Here is a 21255-nt window from a genome sequence, read left to right on the forward strand (position 1 = left end):
GGGGCTCTCAACGAAGAGACCCCCCGCACACCCGCCAGAGCCCGTTTATCCTTGCTGCCTTCCGGCCCTGGGGAGGTTCACAGGATGACGCCGCGCGAGGGGTCCGAGAACAGTCTAGCGGGACCCAGCAGTGCTCGCTCCACGTCCGCCGCCCCGGCGAGCCGGAAAGTTCACGGGAAAAAGATGGTCTGGACACCGCCGGAAGTCCGGTAAGCTCGTCGGCGGAGGATTCGCCTAGTGGCCGAGGGCGCACGCTTGGAAAGCGTGTATAGGGCAACCTATCGGGGGTTCAAATCCCCCATCCTCCGCGCCTGGTTGAGGCAGTAAAAGCGAAGGGGCCGACCCTACCCAGTCGGCCCCTTCGTCGTGTCCGGGCCCGGCCGGCCCCCTCGGCTACGATGACGGGCCGTGGGTACGGACTGGGCGCCTGCCGCCGTACGCGGCGCCGCGCGGAGGGATCCCGGCGAGCTCGTACGGCTGACGCGTGCCCACGCGCGCCTGGCCCGCGCCCTCGGCCTCACGCTGGACACGGACCCTCCAGAAGAGACGGACCCTCCCGAAGAGACGCGCCCTCCCGAAGAGACGGGCCTGCCGGAGGAGACGGATCACGACGCCGTCCTCGCGCGGTGGCGGGACCTCGACGAGCGGCTGCGCTCGCTGCTGGTCATCGACCTGGACAACCCCCACCGGGCGGCGCCCCGGCAGCGGGAGCACCACGAGGCGGTGACACGGCACGGCGTGCTGCTGGACCAGGCCGCCCGCGCGTTCAGCCGTACGGTGCCGGGCGCCTTCACACGCAACCCGCCTCCGTCACCGGCCTCGGAGGAACCCCCGCGGGACACGTGGGTGGAGGAGTTCCTCGACTGGCTGGACCCGGTCGTACGCGCCGGTCAGGGCCTGTACCTCTGGACCTGAGGCCGCCCGCCCCTCCCCGCGGTTCCTAGGGAGGAGGGAAACGTTCCGGGTGGAAGTCCGCGAGCAGCTCGTCCCTCGTCCCGTTCACGATCTCCGAGGCGAGCAGCCGGCCGATCACCGCTCCGAGCGTGATGCCGCTGTGCGAGACGGCCTCGTAGTAGCCCGGCACGGACGGCACCGCCCCCACCGAGGGGAACCCGTCGGCCGGGACGGGCCGGTACGCCACCCGCGTCCGTACGACGTGCGAGGCGCCGAGCGCGGGGACGGCCCGCCGCGCCGAGGCGTGCAGCAGCCGGGCCAGCTCGGCCGGCTCCTCGCCGGTGTCGATGAGCGCGTCGATCTCGCGGCTGTGGAGGACCACCGAGGCGTCCCCGTCAGGACGGATCTCGACGTGCGGCGCGTGCATGGCCCGGTGGACCGGGGCCACCGGGGCGCAGCCGATCCGGGCGATGAAGCCGGGTTCCCTGCGCATCGGCAGGTGCCGGTCGACGAGCGCGGCGACGTGGGCGGCGTCGGGGCCCGCCGCGTTCACCACGGCGTCGGCGTCGAGCCGGCTCCCGTCGGACAGGGTGACCGTCCGGACGCTCCCGTCGGCACCGGTGCCGATGTCGCGGACCGCGGTGCCGAACCGGTGCCGGGCGCCGGTCGCGACCGCCTGGCCGACCAGGCGGGCGACGAGGTGGCGGCCGTGCACCCATGCCTCGTCGGGGTAGAACACGACCGGCGCGTCGCCGGGCACGGCGAGGGCGGGTTCGAGGCGGCGGCGCGCCTCGGCCCCCGTGTACGTCTCGACCCGGTAGCCCCAGTCGGCCAGCAGCCCGGCGGTCTCCAGGAGGCTCGCCTCCGCCGCGGGATCGCCCGCCCAGCGCAGGTGGCCGCTGGGATACCACCACGAGTCCGGCCCGATGGTCGCGGCCAGCTCCCGGTGGGCCGCCATGCCCGCGACGTTCAGCTCGAAGTAGGACCTGCGCGCGGTCTTGTTGCTGGCGTTGACCCACGAGAAGGACCAGTCGGTGACGCCTTCGCCCGGCCGGCCGGCGTCGACGAGGACCACCTCGACGCCGTGCCGGGTCAGGTGCCAGCCCACGCCGGCCCCGAGGATGCCCACTCCGACGACCACGACACGTCCTGGCCGCCTCACGGATCCGATCATCGCGAACGCCCCTTCCCGGAGCACGGACGAGCTGCCGTTCTCAGTATGCGAGCGTTCTCAGTATGCGAGCGGGCGGGCGCCGTTCACTGATCTGCGCCATATGATGCTGCGGATCACGTATGGGCCCTTTCTCTTCCTTAGTGGCCATCTGCAACGTCTGCGCTCGCGCGGAGGAGCGCCCGCGCCTGGCCGACCGGACCTCGTACCTCCACGGAGACCCCTGTTCATGGACCTCGCCACGCGTCGGCGCCGGCAGGCGCTGTTCCTGTTCTTCCTCCTGCCGGGCATCTCGCTGTCCTCGTGGGTGACCCGGACCCCGGACATCCGCGACCAGCTCGGGGCGTCCACCGCCCAGATGGGCGTGATCCTGTTCGGCCTGTCGCTCGGCTCCATGATCGGGGTACTGAGCTCCGGGCGGTTCGTCTCGCGCTTCGGCACCAGGCCCGTCATGGGCGTCGGTACCGGGCTGATCGTCACCAGCCTGGCCGTCATGAGCGCCGGCGCCCTCCTGTCGTCCGTGCCGCTGGTCATGGCGGGGCTGTTCACGTTCGGCGTGGGCATGGGCGGCGGCGAGGTGGCCATCAACGTCGACGCCGCCGACGTCGAGCGCCTCAGCGGCAGGACGACCATGCCCATCCTGCACGGCTGCTTCAGCCTGGGCACCGTCCTCGGCGCGTGCGCGGGCATCGCCGCCACCGCCGCCCGCCTCCCGGTGCACTGGCACCTGGCCGCGGTCACCGCGATCGCCGCCGCGCTCCTCCTGTACGCCATCCGCGCCATCCCGGCGAGCACCGGCGTCCACGCCCCCGCCCCGGCCGGAGCCGGTCACCGGCGGCCGAGGTTGTGGAAGGAGACCCAGCTCCTCCTGATCGGCGCCATCGTCCTGGCGATGGCCCTGGCGGAGGGCGCCGCCAACGACTGGCTGCCGCTGCTCATGGTGGACGGCCACGGCGTGGACGCCACCGCCGGGTCCCTCGTCTACACCGGCTTCGCCGCCGCCATGACCCTCGGCCGCTTCGGCGGCGCCTACTTCCTCGACCGCTTCGGCCGCACCGCGGTCATGCGCGCCAGCGCCCTCTCGGGGGCGGCCGGCCTGCTCATCGTGATCTTCTCGGACAACGTCGTGCTGGCCGGAGCGGCCGTCCTGCTCTGGGGGCTCGGCGCCTCGCTGGGCTTCCCCGTCGCGCTGTCGGCGGCGGGCGAGACCGGGCCGGACGAGACCGCGCGCGTCAGCATGGTGGCCACCATCGGCTACGTCGCCTTCCTGGTCGGCCCGCCCGGCCTCGGCTTCCTCGGCGACCATTGGGGGCTGCGCGCGGCCATGCTCGTGGTCCTCGCCTTCGTCGTCTGCGCCGTCTTCCTGGCCCCGGCCGTCGAGACCCGCCGCTCCGCCGCCCTCCGCGGCGAGGACGCGGAGGGCTCCCAGGCTTCCTGAGCGGCGCGGGTCAGGCGCTGATGAGGGCCTTGGAGCGGTCGGTGGCCATGCGGAGGGCGAAGACGCCGAGGACACCGCCGGTCACGTAACGCTGGATCCGCAGCCAGAGCGGGCGGGCGGCCAGGAACGCCGCCAGCGCGCTCGCCGAGATCGCGATCAGGCCGTTGACCGTGGTGGCCACGACGATCTGCACCGACCCGAGGGCCAGGCTCTGCAGCAGCACGTGTCCCATCGACGGGTCGATGAACTGCGGCAGCAGCGACAGGTACAGGATCGCGATCTTGGGATTGAGCAGGCAGGTGAGCAGGCCCATCCCGAAGAGCCTGGCGGGGCGCTCGGCCGGCAGCTCGCGGGGCTGGAAGGCCGACGTGCCGCCCGGCTTGACGGCGTTCCAGGCGAGCCAGAGCAGGTAGGCGGCGCCGGCCAGCTTGAGCACGGTGTAGGCGGCCGGCACGTACGCGAAGACGGCCGTCAGCCCGAGGCAGGTCGCGGTCAGGTAGACGGTGAAGCCCAGGAAGACCCCGGTGAGGGAGATCAGGCCGGCGCGGCGGCCCTGGGCGATCGAGCGGGATATCAGGTAGATCATGTTCGGGCCCGGGGTGAGGACCATGCCCAGGGACACCAGCGCGATTCCGATCAAGGCACCCGTCATGGCGGCAGAGTAACCGACATGTCCTGACAAAGAGTGTGGCACCCCTCCGTCATCACCCCGCGTATCCGGCCCGCTACAGGGGAGGAACGGCGAGGGGGGAACACATGCAGTTCGACGACGACGCGCGGCTCGACCCGTCCCAGATCGAGGACGTGCGGGCGAGCGGCCCCGCACGAGGGGGCGGCGGCCCGCTGCCCGGCGGCGGGCTGCCAGGGGGCTGCCTGCTGCCGGTCTCCGGCCGGGCCGGCGGCTGCGGCGGCTGCCTGCTGCTGGTCCTCGTCGCGGCGGGGGCGCTGCTGTTCGGTGTCGTGCCGACGCCGTTCAGCGGGGACGAGGGCGGGCGGCAGGGCGGCGGGAGACAGGGCGGCGAGAGACAGGGCGGCGAGAGGCAGGGCGGCGGGCGGGCACCGAGCGCCCCGCCGCCGTCCAGCCCGTCCGGGAGCCTGGCCGAGCGGTGCAGGACCGGAGCCGACGCCGACCGGTCCGAGGACTGCCGGATCGTGGGCACGGTCAACAGCATCCAGACCTACTGGCGCGCGGAGTTCGAGCGGAGCGGGCGCGCGGCGTACACCCCGGCCAGGACCGTGTTGTTCTCGCGGGCCGTACGCACCGGCTGCGGCACCGCCGACTCGGCCGTCGGCCCCTTCTACTGTCCCGCCGACCGCAAGGTCTACCTCGACCTGAGCTTCTTCGGCACGCTGCGGCGCGACTTCGGGGCCGAGGGCGGGCCGTTCGCGCAGGCGTACGTGATCGCCCACGAGTACGGCCACCACGCGCAGAACCTCCTCGGCACCACCGGCCGCGTCGGCCGCGACCACCGCCCCGGCGCGCGCAGCCCGTCCGTCCGCCTGGAGTTGCAGGCCGACTGCTACGCCGGCGTCTGGGCGCACAACGCCGTCAGGACCGGCTTCTACGACAAGCCCTTCACGGACGCCGACATCGCCCAGGCGCTCAGCGCCGCCGCCGCGGTCGGCGACGACAGCATCCAGCGCCGCTCCCAGGGACGCGTGACCCCCGACGCGTTCACGCACGGCACCTCCGCCCAGCGCACGAAATGGTTCGGCACCGGTTACGACAGCGGCGAGCCCGAGCGCTGCGACACTTTTTCCGGTGGCATCTAACGCGTTCTCCTGGGAAGTGTGTCCTGCGGGCACCCCCCGGAAGGAACGTCAGCTATGGACTTCAAGGACCAGGTGGACCTCGACGCCTCACAGGTGGAGGACGTGGGCGGGAGCCGCGGTGGCGGCTTCGGCGGCGGCGGCTTCCCGGGCGGGATGGTCCTCGGCGGCGGCGGCATCGTCGGTCTGATCGTGATGGTGCTGGTGTTCGTGCTCAACAACGTGGGCGGCGGAGGCGGCGGCGACCCGCAACCCACCCAGCGCCAGCCGGCCGCCGACCTCACCGAGCAGTGCAGGACGGGCAAGGACGCCGACCAGATCGAGCGGTGCCGGGTGGTCGGCATCGTGAACAGCATCCAGAAATACTGGAAGGGCGAGCTGGCGGGCGACTACACCACGTCCAAGACCATCTTGTTCACCGGCAGCGTCAACACCGGTTGCGGCAACGCCGACTCGGCCGTCGGCCCCTTCTACTGCCCCAACGACAAGCGCGTCTACCTCGACCTCGGCTTCTTCGACCAGCTCCAAAGCCAGTTCGGCGCCCAGGGCGGGCCGTTCGCGCAGGCGTACGTGATCGCCCACGAGTACGGCCACCACGTCCAGGACCTGCTCGGCCAGCTCGACAACGGCGGCAGCTCGGTCCCGGTCGAGCTGCAGGCCGACTGCTACGCCGGCGTCTGGGCGCACAACGCGGTCAGCACCGGCTTCTACGAGAAGCCCATCTCCGACGCCGACATCGCCCAGGCGCTCGACGCGGCGGCCGCGGTCGGCGACGACCGGATCCAGCAGCGCACGCAGGGCAGGGTCGATCCGGAAACGTTCACGCACGGCGCCTCCGAGCAGCGGGTGGCGGCCTTCCAGCGCGGTTACAAAAACGGCGCGCGTAGCGACTGCGCCCAGTCCGAGCTGGGCCGATGACGCCCGGCAACGCGAGGAATCCGATTCAGTCCTAAAATCAACAGGGTGATCTTCAAGCTAGTCGGCGACGGGCGCCCATATCCCGACCACGGCCTGACCAACCGCGAATGGGCGCAGATCCCGCCACGGCAGGTCCGGCTCGACTCGTTGATCACGACGAAGGCCATGCTGGACCTGCACTCGCTGCTCGCCGCCGACTCCACCTTCTACGGCGACCTCTTCCCGCACGTGGTCCAGTGGCGGGGCGAGCTTTACCTGGAGGACGGCCTGCACCGCGCGTTGCGCGCGGCCCTGCACCAGCGCTCGATCCTGCACGCCAGGGTTCTCGAACTACCTCACTGAGAAAAGAAATCCGGAGAGCCGCGAAACAACGCGGCTCTCTTTTCTTATGTCAACCATGAGGGAGCCTCGGGCGTCAGAGCAGAGCCTTTCAACATCATTTCGGGGGAGAACGCCGTGTCCTATTCGCCGCCACCGCCGCCGTACTGGCAGGGGTACGGCTACGGCTACGGTCCCGGTCACGGTCCGGAGCCGCCCGTGCCGCCGCCGCCCGACAGGGGCAATCTCGGGATGATCCTGCTGCTGGTCCTGGGGTTGCCGTTGCTGCTGCTCAGCGGCGCCGGGTCCGTCTACTTCGTGCTCACCGCCGACGAGGCGAGCGTGGCCGCGCGGCGGGCGGCGGCCGCGGAGGCCGACCAGGGCCCGCCGGACGTGCTGTTCGACCCGGGCGCCACCCCGTCACAACAGCCCTCCCCCTCCGCAGAGCCGAGCCGGCCGGATCAACCAGGCCAGCCGGATCAATCAGGCCAGACAGGGCAGGGCCAGACAGGGCAGGGCCAGACAGGGCAAGGGCAGACGGGACAGGGCCAGGCGGGGCAGGCGGTCGCCAGGCTCGGGCAGGCGGTCACGCTCACGGGCACCGACCCCGGCCTCAGGATCGCCGCGACCGCCGAGCGGCTCGTCTCCCCCGCCACCCCGGCGAACGACCTCCTCAAGCCGGCGGCGGGTATGCGCTTCGTGGCGGTCCAGCTGTCCCTGGCCAACCAGGGGCAGTCCCCCTACAACGACGCCCCCGCCGCCGGAGCCCTGCTGATCGACGCCGAGGGCCGGCAGTACCAGGCGAACCCGGGCGCGCAGGTGCGCGAGGCCCAGCCCTTCGGCGGCGGCGGGACGGTCACGATCGACGCGGGCGGCAGCGGGAAGGGCGCGGTCGTCTTCGAGATCCCGGAGACGGCCACGCCGGCGACGTTCCGGTTCGCGCTGAACGCCGGCCTCGCCGGCCTCGCCGGCCAGAAGGGCGAGTGGCAGCTCACCTGACGCCGCCGGGCAAGCGAAAGGGCCCCCGATCCTCGGAGGCCCTTTCGGCGTGACGCGGTGGTGGTGGGATTTGAACCCACGGATGAGTTGCCCCATCACACGCTTTCGAGGCGTGCGCCCTCGGCCACTAGGCGACACCACCGCGAACGAGCTTACCGGATCCGGCGAGTGGCAAAGAACCGCTTGAGGACGCCGGCGCACTCCTCGGCCAGGATCCCCATGACGACCTCGGGCCGGTGGTTGAGCCTGCGGTCGCGGACGACGTCCCAGAGCGAGCCGGCGGCCCCGCCCTTCTCGTCCACGGCCCCGTACACGATCCGCTCGACCCGGGCCAGCACGGCGGCTCCCGCGCACATCGTGCACGGCTCCAGCGTCACCACGAGCGTGCACCCGCCCAGCCGCCACTCCCCGCGCGCCGCGGCGGCCCGCCGCAGCGCCAGGACCTCGGCGTGCGCGGTGGGGTCGGCGGTGGACTCGCGGTCGTTGCCGGCCGCGGACAGGACCTCGCCGCGCTCGTCGAGCACGACCGCGCCCACGGGGATCTCGCCCCTGGCGGCCGCGGCGGCGGCCTCGGCCAGGGCCAGGCGCATGGCCTCCTCGTGGTTCACCGAACGCCCCGATCCAGCGAGTGCGGGTGCGGACGCGGGTCAGCGCAGCCGGTCGAGCTCGTCGGCGAACGACAGCCGCTCGGCGATCACCGACAGGATGTCGGCCGGCAGCAGGCCCTCCTCCATGCTGAGCTCCAGCAGCTCCTCGGAGCTCACGCCGAGGTCGCTGAGCAGTTCGAGGTCACCGGCCGGGCGCACGCCGAGCCCGTTGCCCTCCTTGTCGGGGGCCACCCCGGCGAACTCGGCGAACAGCTCGCCGAGCTGGTCGGACAGGACGGAGTGCACGTCGGAGAGGAACACCCGCGGCTCGTCGTCGCCCCGGTAGCGCACGAGGGCGAACCACTCGTCCTCGACCTCGACGCACAGCAGGGCCAGCTCGTCGCCGGCCAGCCCCAGGGCCTCCGTGACGGCGTCACCGAGGTCGTCGACGATCTCGGCGCCGCCCAGATCGACCTCGGCGCCGCTCCAACCGTCAGAGGTCCGCACAAAAGCCGCAGAGAAGGTGTTGGCCGCCATGTCCGCGCTCCAGGGGTCAGCCGAAGACCGATTCGATGGCACGCTCGAACGGCTCGGAGAAGCCGAGCCGCGCGGCGATGCTGGACAGCACGTCTTCGGGCAGCAGGTCGATGTCGCCGGAGAGGATGCCCAGCTCCATCTCGTCCAACCCGAGATCGGCGAAGATCGACAGGTCGCCGGCGGGGAGCACGGTCTCCTCGTCCTGGAGGATCTCGTCGAGCTCGTCCTCGTCGGGCACCGGCACGTCGAGGTATTCGAGCACCTGGCGGGCCAGCGGGAAGTCCCAGGAGGCGGCGATGTCGGACAGGAAGACGTCCACCCGGTCGCCGAAGACCCGCAGCCCCACGAAGAACTCGTCGCCCACGGCCACCAGCCCGATCGTGCCGCTCTCGCTCGGCTGCTGCCGCAGGGCCTGGATCAGGCCATGAAGGTCGGACGTGAGCGCGACGGGCAGCAGCTCGGCGTGCCAGCGTTCGTCTTCCAGATAGACCACGATGGCGAAATCGAGGGCATCTTCGTCCGTCATCGCCATCTCCACCCGATCTTCGACACCACAGATATCACCAGCACCCAATCGTTCCAGAACCGAGCAGCGGGCGCGCGCCTCTCCGACCAAATTGTGATCAAAACCAAAGCCGCGAGGTGCCCCGTGGCCTGCCAGCAGATACCGTTGTCCTCCATGGAAACCCTCGTCGTCGACCATCCGCTCGTGGCCCACAAGCTCACCGCGCTGCGCGACGCCGGCACCGACTCCCCGACCTTCCGCAGGCTGGCCGACGAGCTGGTGACCCTGCTCGCGTACGAGGCCACCCGCGACGTGCGGGTCACCGACGTCACCGTCCGCACGCCCGTGGCCACCGCCCGGGGCGTGCGCATGGCCAAGCCCTCCCCCTTGGTCGTGCCGATCCTGCGGGCGGGGCTCGGCATGCTCGACGGCATGACCCGGCTGCTGCCGACGGCCGAGGTCGGGTTCCTGGGGATGATCCGCAACGAGTCCACGCTCCAGGCGGAGACGTACGCCACGCGCCTGCCCGACGACCTGTCCGGGCGGCAGTGCTTCGTGGTCGACCCGATGCTGGCCACCGGCGGTACGCTGGCGGCGGCGGTGCAGTTCCTGTTCGAGCGGGGGGCCGTCGATGTCACGGCCATCTGCCTGCTGGCCGCCCCCGAGGGCCTGGCCCACATGGACAAGGTGTTCGCCGGCTCCGGCAAGCCGGTGCGGGTGGTGACCGCCGCGCTCGACGAGCGGCTCAACGAGAACGGCTACATCGTGCCGGGCCTCGGCGACGCGGGCGACCGCCTCTACGGCGTGGTCTGACCCTTTCTCCATTTTTGGACCGGTCCTGGAGCTTTTCGGGAGCCGGTTTCCGCCACGTGCGGTCGCCACTTCGTTACATACTGTGGTTGAGTGGGTACGAAGAGTCAGGAAGGCAACTTCCGCATGCGCGTGGGGGAGCACGATGAGCGACATGCCGGCAGCCGAGGTGTCCTCGTGAACGAGCACATCGAGGCCGATCCGACTCCGTACGCGGAGGTCGAGGCGGTGCTGTGCGAGGAGTTCGCCGGCGTGCACTCCGCGACCACGGTAACGCGTTGCGTCGAGGCGGCGCACTACGGCGCGCTGGAGGTCACCGGCTACGCGCATCCCAGTCTCGTCGAGCGCATCGCGCGTAAACACCTTCACGTGCTGGCCCTGGTGGCCAGCGAGCAGGGCTAAGCCAAGATCACAACTATCCCGTCGAGTCACCTTTACCCGGGCACCCGGGTGGGTAATGTATACGGCGGGTGGAGTGGGTAAGCGCACTCGGAGGCTACGGTGCAGGTCAAAAAAGTCCTCACGTACAGTGGTATCACCTTTGTGGCCTACTACTTGTTGGCCCGACCGGCTGACGCCGCTGACGCGGTGAAGGGGGCGTTCGACACGGTGTTCAACGCGGCCGACTCGCTGGCTCAATTCGTGAACAACCTCTCATGAGACTGGTGACCCACGGGGACTCCGCCCCGGCTTCGGTCAACCGTTACCTCCTCCCCCACGAACAACAAGTCCTCATGGTGCGGCGCCACCCCGCCATCCTGCTGCGTCCGGTCGCCGAGGTCTTCGGTGGTCTGATCGTGGCCGCGCTGCTCAGCAAGTTCTTCGGCGGCACCGCGGCGGGTGGCACGGCGCTCGTCGTCGTGTGGTGGCTCTGGCTCCTGCTGCTGATCCGTTTCGTATGGAAAGTCGCGGAGTGGTCGGTCGACTACTTTGTGGTGACCTCGAAACGCATGTTGCTGACCACGGGCCTGATCACGCGCAAGGTCGCGATGATGCCCCTGGGCAAGGTCACCGACATGAGCTTCCAGCGTTCGCTGCTGGGGCGCATGCTGGGTTACGGCGAGTTCATCCTTGAGTCCGCCGGCCAGGACCAGGCCCTGTCAACGGTCGAGTACATCCCGTATCCGGAGACCTTGTACCTTGAGGTCTGCCAGATGCTTTTCCCCAGCAAGGACGACAGCGACGATTAACCTCCGCGCGGCAAATTCTTCAGGCGGGGATACCAGATTCGGCTACTTCATGCAATCATTGCGTGTTGTTGACCCTTCCCCGCCCTGAGAGATGAGATGCCGAGTCAGGGAACCATCGGTGACCGCGTCCGTGGATTGCGGCTGAACAGGCGGATGTCGCAGGCCCAGTTGGCCGGACCCGACCTGTCTGACAGTTATGTCTCGCTCATTGAGTCGGGTAAGCGCACGCCGACTCCCGTCGTGGCCCGGCTGCTGGCCGAGCGGCTTGGATGCACCACCGAGTTCCTCCTTCACGGGATCGAGCCTCGGCAGCGCATCGACACCGAGCTCGGGCTGCGACACGCCGAGCTCGAACTCCAGCACGGCGACCCGGCCGTCGCTGCCGACCGCTTCACCGAGATCGTGAAGGCGGCCGACGAGGAGAACGCCATGCTCACGGCGCAGGCCCGCTTCGGCCGGGCTCGCGCGCTGGAGGCCCAGGGCCGCCTCGGCCAGGCGGTGGAGGCGTTCGAGCGCCTGCGCCGGGAGGCCGCGGCCCATCCGGAGCGGCTGGCCGACCTTCCGCTCACCATCGCGCTGAGCCGCTGCTACCAGCGGGCCGGCGACCGGTTGCGCGCCCGCGACCTGGCCGCCCACGCCCTGGAGCAGGCCGAGCGGCTCAACGTCAGCGAGGGCGAGATCGCCGTCGACCTGGCCACGGCGCTCGTCGAGGCCCGGGGCGAGAACGAGAGCGACTCCCCCGAGCTGGCCTACGTCAAGAAGGTCCTCGACACCGCTGGCGTTTCCCAGGTTATGGACCGTTCCGGAGAGATCCGGTCCCTGTGGGAGGCCAGCGTCGCGGCCGCCACGGGCGAGGACTCCGCGCTGGCCGTGCGGCTGGCCGACGACGCCATCATGGCCGGTCGCGAGTCGCGGCTCGCGCTGCAGCTCGCCCGCGCCGCGATGCACTGGGCCCGGATGCCGGCGGCGCCGATCGAGGAGGCCGAGCGGCTGGTGTCGGCCGCGACGGGCGTCTTCGCCGCCTTCCCGTCCGCGACCGGCGCGTACGGCGAGAGCCTGGTCGTGCACGCCCGGGTGCGGCTGCGGGCCGGCGACCTGACGCGCGCGGCCGAGCTGGCGGGCCAGGCGCTGGAGCCGGCCGACGAGCGCGCGAGCGGCACGACGGCCGCCGAGGCGCGGCTGGTGCTCGCCACCGTGGCGCTGGAGCTGGAGGGCAGCGCCGACAGCGAGCTGGCCACGGCGCAGCGGCTGCTCAGCTCTCTCGACCGGCCGGTGTACGGCACCGACCGGCAGGCCGCCCGTTGCTGGCGGGAGCTGGGTGACCTCTACGGCCGGGTCGGGTCCGTGGCACAGCAGACCGCCGCATATCGTAAGGCTCTCGAAGCCGCGGGAGTGCGCTCGGCGATGGCGGGGGTGACGGCTGACGCCACAGCGTCCCACTGACTTCCGGGGAGCTCCAGATTTGGCTTTTTCGATCTGGAATAATTAGGGTCTACCAGTCATTGACTCATGGGATGACTGGTTTCCCCGGAGGAGGCGGACTGTGAGTCTGCGTACGGCGCAGCGGGCTTCGCTCGTCGACCAGGTGATCGATCAGCTCAAGGAGCAGATCACTTCAGGGTCGTGGCCGATGAACGGCAAGATCCCGACCGAGACCGTGCTCGCCGAGCAGCTCGGAGTGGGGCGCAACACCGTTCGGGAGGCCGTACGCGCGCTCACGCACGCCGGGCTGCTGGAGTGCCGTCAGGGGGACGGCACTTACGTCCGGGCCACCAGCGAGCTGTCCGGCGCGATGTTGCGGCGGCTGAAGCAGGCCGAGCAGCTGGAGATCCTTGAGGTGCGCCGGGCGCTGGAGGTCGAGTCGGCCCGTCTGGCCGCCACCCGCCGTACCGACGAGGACATCATCCGCATCGAGGCCGCCCTGGCCGAGCGGGAGCGCGCCTGGGAGCTCGACGACCCCGACTCCTTCGTGGAGGCCGACCTCGCCTTCCACATGGCGGTCGCGCACGCCACGCACAACCTGGTGCTCATCGACCTCTACGAGGACTTCTCGGCGGCGCTGCGGGCCAGCATCACGGCGGCCGGAACGTCGCTGAACAAGAGCTACATCCCGCACGACGCGATCGCCCGCGCCATCGCGGCCGGGGACGCGACGGCGGCGGAGCGGGCCGGGCACGCCTGCATGGAGCACATCCTCATCGCGCTCACCGACTCCTGAGCGTCTCCTCCCGCCCCTCTTCCTGGGACCGCCCCTCTTCCTGGGACACGAGCTCGTCGATCAGGGCGAAGAAGGCCCGGATGCCGGGCAGGTCGGCACCCTTGGCGCGGGAGGCGGCGAAGTCCTCCGGCGTGCGCCACTCTACGATGTCGAGCCATTCGCCGTCGGACACGCGGACCAGCCGGGCGCCCAGGAAGCCGGACCGCCCGGCCCGGAAGTCGTCGATCATCGCCGGCCGCGCCGCCAGCAGCTCCGCGGCGCGCTCGGGCGAGACCCGGAATCGGGTGAGTTCCACTGTCGTCGTCATGCCTCCGACGATATAGTCATGATTAGTGACCGTCAAGATTGGTGACTAAATAGGAGGCGTGCCGTGCGCAGGAGCCAGCGCAAGCAGGAGCAGCCCGACCTCGGCGTCCTGTCCAGCCGGACGTTGTTCAGCCTGCAGCGCGAGCTGTTCGCCAGGATGGGCGAGCAGGGCCATCCGCGGGTCAGGCCGCGCCACGGGGCGGTCCTCGCCTACCTCGACGAGGAGGGCAGCCGGGCCACCGAGCTGGCCGCGCAGTCGGGCCAGCACAAGCAGGTGATCGGCACCCTGGTGGACGAGCTGGCCGAGCTGGGATACGTGGAGCGACGCCCGGACCCGGCCGACCGCCGCGCCAAGCTCATCGTGCCCACCGAGCGCGGGCGCGACTTCCTGGTCAGGTCGGACGCCGTGCTCGCCGAGCTGGAGGCCGAGCACGCGCGGGCGGTGGGCGAGCAGGACTACGCCGCGTTCAAGCGGGTCTTCAAGCTGGTGGCCGAGCGCCAGACCGCCGCCCGGCCCGGCGCCTGAGCGGCCTCAGCTCTGCCGCAGCGACATGACCAGGTAGCGGAAGCTGGGCTGCACGTCGCCCGGGACGTCCTGGATGAGGGCGGGCCGGGTGGGCGACTCCATGTTGATGCGGGCCAGCTCGCCCTCCATGCCCACCAGCCCGTCGAGCAGGAACTGGGACTGGAACGCGATCTGGATGTCGTCGCCGCGCAGCTCGCACGGGACCGACTCGGTGCCGCGCCCGATGTCGCCGCCGCCGGCCTGGATGAGCACCCGGCCCTGCGTGAACGACAGCCGGACCGCGGTGTTGCGCTCGGCCACCAGGGCCACCCGCTTGATCGCGCTGACGAACGGCGCCACCGCCACGTCGGCCCTGATCGACCAGTCGCTGGTGAGCCGGGACCGGTAGTCGATGAACTGCTCGTCCAGCAGCCGCACGGTCGTGCTGCGCCCGACGCTCTCGAACCCGGCCACCCCGTCGCCCATCGCCACCGACACCTCGCCGCCGCGCAGCGACTTGGCCACCTCGACCAGCACCCGCGCCGGCACCATCGCCGAGACGGAGGCGCCGGGCTCGACCGGGCGCCAGGTGAACTCGCGGGCGGCGATGCGGTAGCGGTCGGTGGCCGCCATCGCCACGGACTCGCCGTCGACGTCCATGCGGATGCCGGTGAGCATGGGCAGCGTGTCGTCGCGGCTGGCGGCCGGCGCGACCTGGCCGACGGCCGAGGCGAACACCCCGCCGCCGATGGCGCCGATGACCGGCGGCATCACCGGGAGGGTCGGGAAGTCCTCCACCGGCATCGTGACCAGCCCGAACTCGGCGCTGCCGCAGGTGAGCACCGCCTCAGGGCCCTCGGTGACGATCTCGACCTCGTCGGCCGGCAGGCTGCGGCTGATCTCGGCCAGCAGCCGGCCGGGGATCAGCACGCTGCCCTCCTCGGCCACGTCGGCGTCGATCGCGGCCCTGGCGGAGACGTCGTAGTCGAACGCCGACAAGGTCAGCTCCTCGCCGGCCTCCAGCAGCAGCCCGGACAGGACGGGCACCACCGGGCGGCTGGGCAGGACCCTGGCGGCCCATGCCACCGCTTCTGCCAGTACATCGCGGTTAACCCGGATCTTCACCTGTCAACACCCCTTCGTCGCCGTGCCCTCTATGAAAATAGCCGAGGGCACCGACAACCCCGGGCGCTCGTCCGGGGCCGCCGTCCACGGGACAGGCGCTGGATCAGGCGCGGCTGTTGAGGTAGGCGAGCACGGCCAGCACGCGGCGGTTGTCGTCGTCCGACGGGGCCAGGCCGAGCTTGGCGAAGATGTTCGCGGTGTGCTTGGCGACGGCGCTCTCGCTGAGGTAGAGCCGCTGGGAGATGGCGGCGTTGGAGCGGCCCTCCGCCATCGCCTCCAGCACCTCCCGCTCGCGCGGCGTGAGCGCGGCCAGCGGCTCGTGCCGGGCGTTGCTGGCCAGCAGCTTGGCGATGACCTCCGGGTCCATGGCGGTGCCGCCCGCGGCGACCCGGCGTACGGCGTCGATGAACTGCTCGGCGTTGAACACCCGGTCCTTGAGCAGGTAGCCGATGCCGCCGGAGCCGTCGGCCAGCAGCTCGCGCGCGTAGAGCTGCTCGACGTGCTGCGACAGCACGAGGACCGGCAGGCCGGGCACCGACGTGCGGGCGGCCAGCGCGGCCTGCAGCCCCTCGTCGGTGAACGTGGGCGGCAGCCGCACGTCCACGATCGACACGTCGGGCCGCAGCTCCAGCAGCCCCTTCAGCAGCTCGGGCCCGCTGTCCACCGCGCCCACGACGGTGAAGCCGTGCGCCTGCAGCAGGTGTACCAGGCCGTCCCTGAGCAGGTAGAGGTCTTCGGCGATGAGGACGTTCATGAGCACCAGGGTCTGGTCGGGGTGGCCTCGGCCATCCAGCGCTCCCGGCTGTGCGTGACCGGGATGCGGATGGCCATGACATGCATGGTGAGCCCGAGCATGATCATGCCGATGATGGTCGGCCACTGCCAGGCCGGGGGCAGGTGCAGGGCCAGGAACCAGGTCTTCTCCCGTACCCCGAAGATCTTGAAGATGGCCGCCACGAAGCCCTGCGGGAAGGTCGGGCACCAGGCGGTCGCCCACAGCAGGCTGACCAGGGCCAGCTTCCCGCGGGGCAGCCTGGACGGCCGGCCCGCGCCCTGCCCCGGCAGCACCCGGGGCAGCTCCATGGTGACGGTGGTGGGGCCGCCGGGCGGGCTGTTCAGCGCGAGCACCCCGTCGAAGGCGGCCAGCCGCCGCTCGATGCCGGCCAGGCCGCTGCCCTTGGCCGGGTCGGCGCCGCCCAGGCCGTCGTCGGTGACGGTGATGCGCAGGTCGGCGTTCTTGGCGCTGATGTCCACGCAGGCCGAGCGGGCGTCGCCGTGCCGGGCGGCGTTGGACAGCAGCTCGCTGACGGCGAAGTAGGCCGCGGCCTCCACCGGCGCCTCCAGGCGCTGCGGCAGGTCCACCTCCACGGTGACCTTCATGGGGCTGTCGATGGCCAGGGCCCGCACGGCGTCGCCGAGGCCGCGCTCGGCCAGCACCGGTGGGTGGATGCCGCGGATCACCCGGCGCAGCTCGGTCAGCGTCTCCGAGGACGCGTCCCTGGCCTTGGCCAGCAGCGCCTTGGCCGCCGCCGGATCCTGGTCGACCAGCTGCTCGACCGCGCCGAGCGTCATGCCGATGGCCACCAGCCGCGCCTGCGTGCCGTCGTGCAGGTCGCGCTCGATGCGGCGCATCTCGGCGGCCTGGGAGTCGGTCGCCAGGTTGCGGGTGCGCTGGAGGTGGATGACCTGGCCGGCCAGGCGGCTGTTGGCGGTCGCGCCGAGCAGCAGCTCGCTCCAGAGCGCGTACAGGCGCAGGCCCTGGGCCGGGAGCAGCAGGAACACCGGCGCCAGCAGCACCTTCACCAGCGGCTCCAGCAGCAGCCAGAGGTCGTCGCGCCAGGTGGCGGGGTCGGTGATCAGCCACTTCCAGCGGTCGCTCCAGGCCGGGACGCGCGGGGTCTTGTAGAGGGTGCGGTCGTAGCGGTACAGGCCGTCCGCCTGCGGCACCGGGGGCGGCGGCTTGGGCAGGTAGGGGGCCTCGATGGCCAGGCCCGTCCAGCGGCGCATGAGCCGCCGGTTGAGCTCGGCCAGCCGCCGTACCATGCGGACCTGCGGCGGGAAGAGGAACACCATCCCCAGCGCCACCGACAGCACCAGCATCACGACGGAGACCGCGACCAGCGGCACCTCGACGGCCAGCAGCGCGAGCAGCACCGCGACCCGGCCATACCTCCTCAGCATGCGTCCAGTCTGGTCCGTCACGACCTTCGGCGTCACTGCACCTAGGTACACCCTTGCCCGGCATCCAGCCGCATTCCCCGGCGGACCCGGCGTTCCTACCGTCGAAGTCATGAAAATCATCGAGGTCAGGAACCTGCGCAAGCGGTATCCGAACCACGTGGCGGTGGACGACGTGTCGTTCGAGGTCGCCGAGGGCGAGATCTTCGGCATCCTCGGGCCGAACGGCGCCGGCAAGACCACCACGGTGGAGTGCGTGGCGGGCCTGCGCGTCCCGGACGGCGGCCTCGTCCGGGTGGCCGGGCTCGACCCCCGGCGCGAGCGCGACGCGCTGCGCGGCGTGCTCGGCATGCAGCTCCAGAGCGCCAACCTGCCGGAGAAGATCAAGGTGTGGGAGGCCCTGGACCTGTACGCCTCCTTCTACCCCGAGCCGGCCGACTGGACCGAGCTGATGGAGCGGGTGGGGCTCGCCCACAAGCGCGACACGACGTTCAAGAAGCTCTCCGGCGGGCAGCGCCAGCGGCTGTCCGTGGCGCTGGCGCTGGTCGGCCGGCCCCGCGTGGCCGTGCTCGACGAGCTGACCACCGGCCTGGACCCGCAGGCCCGCCGGGACACCTGGGAGCTCATCGAGCAGATCCGCTCCTCCGGGGTGACGATCGTGCTGGTCACCCACTTCATGGAGGAGGCCGAGCGGCTCTGCGACCGGCTCGCGCTCATCGACGCCGGCAGGGTGGTCGCCACCGACACGCCCGCCGGGCTGGTCGCGCAGGTCAGCGGGGAGCAGCGGGTGCGCTTCCGCCCCTCGGCCCCGGTCACCGACGACCTGCTGCTGGCCCTGCCCGAGGTCCACGACGTCACCCGCAGCGGCGGGCAGATCGTGGTCAGCGGCACCGGCAACCTCGCCCCCGCCGTCACCCTCGCCCTGGCCCACCACCAGATCGTGCCCGGCGACCTGCGCATCGAGCAGGCCACGCTGGACGACGCGTTCCTCGCGCTGACCGGAAGGAAGCTGTCATGAAGAAGATGCTCCTGGTGGAGGCCAAGCTCTACCTGCGCGAGTGGCCGTTCCTGATGTTCCCCGTGGTGCTGCCGCTCGCCCTGCTGGTCGTCCTGGGGCTCAGCATCCCCGGCATGAACGAGGCCGGCGCGGACGGCCAGCGGTACGTGGACGCGCAGTGGCCGAGCCTCATGGCCCTGCTCGCGCTGCTCACGCTGGTCTGCAACGTGCTTCCCGCGGTGCTCACCACCTACCGCGAGCAGGGCGTGCTGCGCCGGATGTCCACCACGCCCGTGAGCCCCACGCGGCTGCTGGTGGTGCAGCTCGTCATCAACCTGGTCATCGCGGTCGCCGCCACGGCCATCCTCATCGGCGGGGCCATGCTCGCCTTCGGCGCCGCGGCGCCCCGGCAGTGGGTGACCTTCGTGCTGGTGTTCCTGCTGGGCACGGCGGCGCTGATGGCGATGGGGCTGGTCATCGCCGCGCTGGCGCCCAACGGCAAGGCGGCCTCCGGGATCGGGTCGGTGGTGATGTTCCCGCTGATGTTCGTCGCGGGCATGTGGCTGCCGCGCGACGCCATGCCGGACGCCCTGCGCACCGTGAGCGACTTCTCCGTGGCCGGGCCGTTCGCCCAGGCGCTCAAGGACGCCTGGGCGGGCCACGCGCCGCAGCCGCTGCACCTGATCGTGCTGGCCGCCGGGCTGGTGGTCTTCGGCGGGCTCGCGGCGCGGCTGTTCAGGTGGGAATGAGGTGCCCAGGTGGGAGCCAGGTCAGCGCCCGGCCCAGACCGGGCGCGCGCCGGTGACGTTGCCCATCAGCGAGTAGAGCGAGCCGGCCGCGGTGATGAACAACCGGTTGCGCTTGAGGCCGCCGAAGACCAGGTTGGCGGCGGGCTCGGGCAGCAGGAGGCGGGCGATCATGGTGCCGTCGGGGTCGTAGCAGTGCACGGCCCGGTCGGCCACGACCCAGATCCGGCCGGTGTCGTCCAGGCGCAGGCCGTCGAAGCCGTCCCGCTCGCCGCCCGCGGCGAACACCTTGCCGCCGCCCAGCGTCCCGTCCTCGCGCACCTCGAACACGCGCAGGTGCCGCTCCGGGGTGTCGGCGACGTACAGCAGGCTCTCGTCCAGCGAGAACGCCAGGCCGTTGGGGCGGTTGAAGTCGTCGGCCACGATCCGCACCTCGCCGGTGACCGGGTCGGCGCGGTAGACGTGGCAACCGTCGATCTCCTGCTCGGCGGCCACGCCCTCGTAGTTGCTGAGGATCCCGTACGGCGGGTCGGTGAACCAGATCGACCCGTCGGAGCGGACCACCACGTCGTTGGGGCTGTTGAAGCGCTTGCCCGCCCACCGGTCGGCGATCACGGTGACCGTGCCGTCGGGCTCGGTGCGGGTGACCCGGCGGCCGCCCTGCTCGCAGGAGACCAGCCGGCCCTCGCGGTCGAGGGTGTTGCCGTTGACGTAGCCGGACGGCACACGGAACGGCCCGACCGCGCCCGTCATCTCGTCCCAGCGCAGCATCCGGTCGTTCGGGATGTCGCTCCACACGAGGAACCGGCCGGCCGCGAAGTACACGGGACCCTCGCCCCAGCGAGTGCCGGTGTACAGCACCTCGACGCGGTGGTCGCCGCCGATGCCGGCCGCCCGCTCGTCGAGCACCTCGAACTGCGTGGGGATCGTGTCCGTCATGGCGCCCACCCTACGAACGCGGTGCCCCCCGCTGAAGGCCCCATTCCGGCCGCTAACCTCAAGTAATCTTTGGATATGACGAAGGTTGCCTGGAACGCCAAGGAGCTCACGGTCGGGCAGCTGGCCGAGCGCAGCGGCGTCGCCGTCTCGACCCTGCACTTCTACGAGGCCAAGGGCCTCGTCAAGAGCCGGCGCACGGCCGGCAACCAGCGCCGCTACAGCCGCGACAGCCTGCGCAGGATCGCCTTCATCCGGCTGGCGCAGCGCATAGGCATCCCGCTGAAGACCATTAAGGACGCCCTCGCCGAGCTGCCGGACGAGCGCACCCCCACCCGCGCCGACTGGGCCCGGCTGTCGGCCGCCTGGCGCGGCGAGCTGGACGACCGCATCCTGCAGCTCCAGCGGCTGCGCGACGACCTGACCGACTGCATCGGCTGCGGCTGCCTCTCGCTCGACCTGTGCCCGGTGGCCAACCCCTACGACCGGCTGGGCGAGGAGGGGCCGGGTGCCCGGCGCATCGACACCCGGCTGTGCCCGCCCCAGGGCCGCTGCGTGCCGTCCGGCGGTCAGGGGCTCACCGCGTAGCCCGCGCGGGCGGCGGGACGATGAGGGTGGGCCGGTGCGCGTGGTGCAGCACGTGGTTGGAGACGCTGCCCAGCAGCACCGAGCGCACCCCGGCCAGGCCGCGCGTGCCGGTGACGACCAGCGAGGCGTCGAGCTCGTCGGCCACGTCCACGATCGTCTTCCAGACGGACTCGTTGTCGGCCACGGCCCGGGGGGTGACGTCCGCGATCCCCGACGCGAGCGCCAGCTCGGCGCCCTCCCTGGCGCTCGCCTCCGCCTGGGCGCGCGCCTCGTCCTCCGCGTCGGGCGCGAGCACGCCCGCGGCCAGCGGGTGCTTGCGCAACTGCACCAGCAGCGGTTCCCACACGGTCAGGACGACGGTGGGCTCGGCCGCGAGGTGCTTGGCGGCGAACTCGATCGCGGTGCGCGCGTCGGCCGAGCCGTCGTAGGCGACAAGGATGGTCATGGCTGCTCTCCCCTTCGCTTCGGTCATCCGCTAGAGCACCGGGATGATCACCCCCATTCCGCCGGAGCCTGTCT

Annotated in this window: 27 protein-coding genes, 2 tRNA genes and 1 other RNA gene; 17 read left to right on the top strand and 13 right to left on the bottom strand. The window is 71.5% G+C overall.

Going from position 1 to position 21255, the window contains the following annotated elements; genetic code table 11:
• Positions 1–11: 11 nt before the first annotated feature.
• Positions 12–107, bottom strand: an RNA gene (ffs, locus tag AB0H75_RS17285) — signal recognition particle sRNA small type.
• A gap of 116 nt (positions 108–223) precedes the next feature.
• On the opposite strand from ffs, the gene AB0H75_RS17290 reads away from it, so the two are divergent.
• Positions 224–308 (top strand) — tRNA-Ser (locus AB0H75_RS17290).
• Positions 309–408: 100 nt separating this feature from the next.
• On the top strand, positions 409–915 hold the full coding sequence (locus tag AB0H75_RS17295) for a hypothetical protein (protein WP_367797049.1): 507 nt from the start codon (positions 409–411) through the stop codon (positions 913–915).
• A gap of 25 nt (positions 916–940) precedes the next feature.
• Here the strand turns inward: AB0H75_RS17295 and AB0H75_RS17300 are convergent, their stop codons facing one another.
• Complete coding sequence (locus tag AB0H75_RS17300; RefSeq protein WP_367797051.1) at positions 941–2035, bottom strand: NAD(P)/FAD-dependent oxidoreductase; 1095 nt, start codon at positions 2033–2035, stop codon at positions 941–943.
• A 259-nt stretch (positions 2036–2294) separates the two neighbouring features.
• Here AB0H75_RS17300 and AB0H75_RS17305 point away from each other — a divergent pair, with 259 nt between their 5' ends.
• Positions 2295–3503 (top strand): MFS transporter, encoded by a 1209-nt coding sequence (locus tag AB0H75_RS17305; protein ID WP_367797053.1) that lies wholly within the window; start codon positions 2295–2297, stop codon positions 3501–3503.
• Positions 3504–3513: 10 nt separating this feature from the next.
• Here the strand turns inward: AB0H75_RS17305 and AB0H75_RS17310 are convergent, their stop codons facing one another.
• Complete coding sequence (locus tag AB0H75_RS17310) at positions 3514–4155, bottom strand: LysE family translocator (RefSeq protein WP_367797054.1); 642 nt, start codon at positions 4153–4155, stop codon at positions 3514–3516.
• Positions 4156–4259: 104 nt separating this feature from the next.
• Here AB0H75_RS17310 and AB0H75_RS17315 point away from each other — a divergent pair, with 104 nt between their 5' ends.
• The 4 genes from AB0H75_RS17315 to AB0H75_RS17330 all read left to right on the top strand — a co-directional run bounded on the left by AB0H75_RS17315 (position 4260) and on the right by AB0H75_RS17330 (position 7508).
• On the top strand, positions 4260–5276 hold the full coding sequence (locus tag AB0H75_RS17315) for a neutral zinc metallopeptidase (protein ID WP_367797056.1): 1017 nt from the start codon (positions 4260–4262) through the stop codon (positions 5274–5276).
• Between the two features lie 54 nt (positions 5277–5330).
• The gene (locus AB0H75_RS17320; RefSeq protein ID WP_367797058.1) at positions 5331–6191 is read left to right on the top strand and encodes a neutral zinc metallopeptidase; all 861 of its coding nucleotides are present in this window, start codon (positions 5331–5333) and stop codon (positions 6189–6191) included.
• A 45-nt stretch (positions 6192–6236) separates the two neighbouring features.
• On the top strand, positions 6237–6533 hold the full coding sequence (locus tag AB0H75_RS17325) for a type II toxin-antitoxin system VapB family antitoxin (RefSeq protein ID WP_367797059.1): 297 nt from the start codon (positions 6237–6239) through the stop codon (positions 6531–6533).
• Positions 6534–6647: 114 nt separating this feature from the next.
• Complete coding sequence (locus AB0H75_RS17330) at positions 6648–7508, top strand: DUF4352 domain-containing protein (protein WP_367797061.1); 861 nt, start codon at positions 6648–6650, stop codon at positions 7506–7508.
• A gap of 55 nt (positions 7509–7563) precedes the next feature.
• Here AB0H75_RS17330 and AB0H75_RS17335 read toward each other — a convergent pair.
• From AB0H75_RS17335 to AB0H75_RS17350, 4 genes are all read right to left on the bottom strand, one after another.
• Positions 7564–7650 (bottom strand) — tRNA-Ser (locus tag AB0H75_RS17335).
• A gap of 10 nt (positions 7651–7660) precedes the next feature.
• On the bottom strand, positions 7661–8116 hold the full coding sequence (tadA, locus tag AB0H75_RS17340; RefSeq protein ID WP_367797063.1) for a tRNA adenosine(34) deaminase TadA: 456 nt from the start codon (positions 8114–8116) through the stop codon (positions 7661–7663).
• Between the two features lie 39 nt (positions 8117–8155).
• Positions 8156–8632, bottom strand: coding sequence for a tRNA adenosine deaminase-associated protein (locus AB0H75_RS17345; RefSeq protein ID WP_367797065.1), 477 nt, complete (start codon positions 8630–8632; stop codon positions 8156–8158).
• A 16-nt stretch (positions 8633–8648) separates the two neighbouring features.
• Positions 8649–9158: a tRNA adenosine deaminase-associated protein gene (locus AB0H75_RS17350; protein ID WP_367797067.1), complete on the bottom strand. Its 510-nt coding sequence runs from the start codon at positions 9156–9158 to the stop codon at positions 8649–8651.
• A 153-nt stretch (positions 9159–9311) separates the two neighbouring features.
• Here AB0H75_RS17350 and upp point away from each other — a divergent pair, with 153 nt between their 5' ends.
• The 6 genes from upp (at position 9312) to AB0H75_RS17380 (ending at position 13355) form a co-directional block, all read left to right on the top strand.
• Positions 9312–9950, top strand: a complete 639-nt coding sequence (gene upp / locus AB0H75_RS17355; protein ID WP_367797069.1) for a uracil phosphoribosyltransferase — start codon at positions 9312–9314, stop codon at positions 9948–9950.
• A gap of 174 nt (positions 9951–10124) precedes the next feature.
• Positions 10125–10349 (top strand): hypothetical protein, encoded by a 225-nt coding sequence (locus tag AB0H75_RS17360; RefSeq protein WP_367797071.1) that lies wholly within the window; start codon positions 10125–10127, stop codon positions 10347–10349.
• 99 nt (positions 10350–10448) lie between these two features.
• Complete coding sequence (locus AB0H75_RS17365) at positions 10449–10607, top strand: hypothetical protein (protein WP_367797073.1); 159 nt, start codon at positions 10449–10451, stop codon at positions 10605–10607.
• Positions 10604–11137 carry a PH domain-containing protein gene (locus AB0H75_RS17370; protein WP_367797075.1) on the top strand — a complete coding sequence of 178 codons (534 nt, stop codon included), beginning with the start codon at positions 10604–10606 and terminating at the stop codon, positions 11135–11137. The genes AB0H75_RS17365 and AB0H75_RS17370 overlap by 4 nt, the downstream gene beginning before the upstream one ends.
• A gap of 96 nt (positions 11138–11233) precedes the next feature.
• Positions 11234–12580 (top strand): helix-turn-helix domain-containing protein, encoded by a 1347-nt coding sequence (locus tag AB0H75_RS17375; protein WP_367797077.1) that lies wholly within the window; start codon positions 11234–11236, stop codon positions 12578–12580.
• 100 nt (positions 12581–12680) lie between these two features.
• Positions 12681–13355 (top strand): FadR/GntR family transcriptional regulator, encoded by a 675-nt coding sequence (locus AB0H75_RS17380; RefSeq protein ID WP_367797079.1) that lies wholly within the window; start codon positions 12681–12683, stop codon positions 13353–13355.
• On the opposite strand, the gene AB0H75_RS17385 is transcribed toward AB0H75_RS17380, so the two are convergent.
• The gene (locus tag AB0H75_RS17385; RefSeq protein WP_367797081.1) at positions 13342–13662 is read right to left on the bottom strand and encodes an antibiotic biosynthesis monooxygenase; all 321 of its coding nucleotides are present in this window, start codon (positions 13660–13662) and stop codon (positions 13342–13344) included. The genes AB0H75_RS17380 and AB0H75_RS17385 overlap by 14 nt on opposite strands.
• Positions 13663–13725: 63 nt before the next feature.
• Here AB0H75_RS17385 and AB0H75_RS17390 point away from each other — a divergent pair, with 63 nt between their 5' ends.
• A complete protein-coding gene (locus AB0H75_RS17390) occupies positions 13726–14187 on the top strand; it encodes a MarR family winged helix-turn-helix transcriptional regulator (protein WP_367797082.1) in 462 nt (153 codons plus the stop codon).
• Between the two features lie 6 nt (positions 14188–14193).
• Here the strand turns inward: AB0H75_RS17390 and dnaN are convergent, their stop codons facing one another.
• From dnaN to AB0H75_RS17405, 3 genes are all read right to left on the bottom strand, one after another.
• Positions 14194–15291: a DNA polymerase III subunit beta gene (gene dnaN / locus AB0H75_RS17395; protein ID WP_367797085.1), complete on the bottom strand. Its 1098-nt coding sequence runs from the start codon at positions 15289–15291 to the stop codon at positions 14194–14196.
• Positions 15292–15394: 103 nt separating this feature from the next.
• Positions 15395–16045, bottom strand: coding sequence for a LuxR C-terminal-related transcriptional regulator (locus tag AB0H75_RS17400; RefSeq protein ID WP_367797087.1), 651 nt, complete (start codon positions 16043–16045; stop codon positions 15395–15397).
• On the bottom strand, positions 16042–17472 hold the full coding sequence (locus tag AB0H75_RS17405) for a sensor histidine kinase (protein WP_367797089.1): 1431 nt from the start codon (positions 17470–17472) through the stop codon (positions 16042–16044). The genes AB0H75_RS17400 and AB0H75_RS17405 overlap by 4 nt, the downstream gene beginning before the upstream one ends.
• Positions 17473–17581: 109 nt before the next feature.
• On the opposite strand from AB0H75_RS17405, the gene AB0H75_RS17410 reads away from it, so the two are divergent.
• A complete protein-coding gene (locus tag AB0H75_RS17410; protein WP_367797091.1) occupies positions 17582–18487 on the top strand; it encodes an ABC transporter ATP-binding protein in 906 nt (301 codons plus the stop codon).
• Positions 18484–19215, top strand: coding sequence for an ABC transporter permease (locus tag AB0H75_RS17415; RefSeq protein WP_367797093.1), 732 nt, complete (start codon positions 18484–18486; stop codon positions 19213–19215). Before AB0H75_RS17410 ends, AB0H75_RS17415 begins: the two co-directional genes overlap by 4 nt.
• A 21-nt stretch (positions 19216–19236) precedes the next feature.
• Here AB0H75_RS17415 and AB0H75_RS17420 read toward each other — a convergent pair whose 3' ends face one another.
• Entirely contained in the window at positions 19237–20151 is a 915-nt protein-coding gene (locus AB0H75_RS17420) for an SMP-30/gluconolactonase/LRE family protein (RefSeq protein WP_367797095.1), read from the bottom strand.
• Between the two features lie 75 nt (positions 20152–20226).
• On the opposite strand from AB0H75_RS17420, the gene soxR reads away from it, so the two are divergent.
• Entirely contained in the window at positions 20227–20736 is a 510-nt protein-coding gene (gene soxR, locus AB0H75_RS17425) for a redox-sensitive transcriptional activator SoxR (RefSeq protein ID WP_367797097.1), read from the top strand.
• On the opposite strand, the gene AB0H75_RS17430 is transcribed toward soxR, so the two are convergent.
• Entirely contained in the window at positions 20726–21181 is a 456-nt protein-coding gene (locus tag AB0H75_RS17430; protein WP_367797099.1) for a universal stress protein, read from the bottom strand. The two genes, soxR and AB0H75_RS17430, sit on opposite strands and share 11 nt — an antisense overlap.
• Positions 21182–21255 lie beyond the last annotated feature (74 nt).

It is taken from the genome of Nonomuraea sp. NPDC050783 (genome assembly GCF_040802095.1).
Classification (GTDB): Bacteria; Actinomycetota; Actinomycetes; order Streptosporangiales; family Streptosporangiaceae; genus Nonomuraea.

Excerpts from the sequence above, each read along its gene's own strand:
- AB0H75_RS17320 (WP_367797058.1), top strand. The coding sequence starts at position 5,331 with ATGGACTTCAAGGACCAGGTGGACCTCGACGCCTCACAGGTGGAGGAC.
- AB0H75_RS17315 (WP_367797056.1), top strand. The coding sequence starts at position 4,260 with ATGCAGTTCGACGACGACGCGCGGCTCGACCCGTCCCAGATCGAGGAC.
- AB0H75_RS17415 (WP_367797093.1), top strand. The coding sequence starts at position 18,484 with ATGAAGAAGATGCTCCTGGTGGAGGCCAAGCTCTACCTGCGCGAGTGG.
- AB0H75_RS17310 (WP_367797054.1), bottom strand. The coding sequence starts at position 4,155 with ATGACGGGTGCCTTGATCGGAATCGCGCTGGTGTCCCTGGGCATGGTC.
- AB0H75_RS17400 (WP_367797087.1), bottom strand. The coding sequence starts at position 16,045 with ATGAACGTCCTCATCGCCGAAGACCTCTACCTGCTCAGGGACGGCCTG.
- upp (WP_367797069.1), top strand. The coding sequence starts at position 9,312 with ATGGAAACCCTCGTCGTCGACCATCCGCTCGTGGCCCACAAGCTCACC.
- AB0H75_RS17375 (WP_367797077.1), top strand. The coding sequence starts at position 11,234 with ATGCCGAGTCAGGGAACCATCGGTGACCGCGTCCGTGGATTGCGGCTG.
- AB0H75_RS17385 (WP_367797081.1), bottom strand. The coding sequence starts at position 13,662 with ATGACGACGACAGTGGAACTCACCCGATTCCGGGTCTCGCCCGAGCGC.
- AB0H75_RS17410 (WP_367797091.1), top strand. The coding sequence starts at position 17,582 with ATGAAAATCATCGAGGTCAGGAACCTGCGCAAGCGGTATCCGAACCAC.
- AB0H75_RS17305 (WP_367797053.1), top strand. The coding sequence starts at position 2,295 with ATGGACCTCGCCACGCGTCGGCGCCGGCAGGCGCTGTTCCTGTTCTTC.
- AB0H75_RS17345 (WP_367797065.1), bottom strand. The coding sequence starts at position 8,632 with ATGGCGGCCAACACCTTCTCTGCGGCTTTTGTGCGGACCTCTGACGGT.
- AB0H75_RS17430 (WP_367797099.1), bottom strand. The coding sequence starts at position 21,181 with ATGACCATCCTTGTCGCCTACGACGGCTCGGCCGACGCGCGCACCGCG.
- AB0H75_RS17370 (WP_367797075.1), top strand. The coding sequence starts at position 10,604 with ATGAGACTGGTGACCCACGGGGACTCCGCCCCGGCTTCGGTCAACCGT.
- AB0H75_RS17420 (WP_367797095.1), bottom strand. The coding sequence starts at position 20,151 with ATGACGGACACGATCCCCACGCAGTTCGAGGTGCTCGACGAGCGGGCG.
- AB0H75_RS17405 (WP_367797089.1), bottom strand. The coding sequence starts at position 17,472 with ATGCTGAGGAGGTATGGCCGGGTCGCGGTGCTGCTCGCGCTGCTGGCC.
- soxR (WP_367797097.1), top strand. The coding sequence starts at position 20,227 with ATGACGAAGGTTGCCTGGAACGCCAAGGAGCTCACGGTCGGGCAGCTG.
- AB0H75_RS17350 (WP_367797067.1), bottom strand. The coding sequence starts at position 9,158 with ATGACGGACGAAGATGCCCTCGATTTCGCCATCGTGGTCTATCTGGAA.